The 269-nt window shown below is 53.9% G+C and carries 3 tRNA genes; all 3 read left to right on the plus strand.

Going from position 1 to position 269, the window contains the following annotated elements:
• The 3 genes from GD002_RS17660 (at position 1) to GD002_RS17670 (ending at position 267) form a co-directional block, all read left to right on the plus strand.
• Positions 1 to 75 (plus strand) — tRNA-Asn (locus GD002_RS17660).
• Between the two features lie 5 nt (positions 76 to 80).
• Positions 81 to 172 (plus strand) — tRNA-Ser (locus tag GD002_RS17665).
• A 20-nt stretch (positions 173 to 192) separates the two neighbouring features.
• Positions 193 to 267: transfer RNA gene (locus GD002_RS17670), tRNA-Glu, on the plus strand.
• Positions 268 to 269 lie beyond the last annotated feature (2 nt).

Below are 269 nucleotides of genomic sequence, written 5' to 3' on the forward strand. Positions count from 1 at the left end.
TCCGCAGTAGCTCAGTGGTAGAGCAATCGGCTGTTAACCGATCGGTCGTAGGTTCGAGTCCTACCTGCGGAGCCAATATTGGAGAGCTGTCCGAGTGGCCGAAGGAGCACGATTGGAAATCGTGTAGACGGTTAACGCTGTCTCAAGGGTTCAAATCCCTTGCTCTCCGCCAGTTTTCTTAATATTATGCACGGCCCCTTGGTCAAGCGGTTAAGACACCGCCCTTTCACGGCGGTAACACGGGTTCGAATCCCGTAGGGGTCACCATT

The sequence above is a fragment of the Sporosarcina obsidiansis genome (assembly GCF_009651005.1).
Lineage (GTDB): Bacteria > Bacillota > Bacilli > Bacillales_A > Planococcaceae > Sporosarcina > Sporosarcina obsidiansis.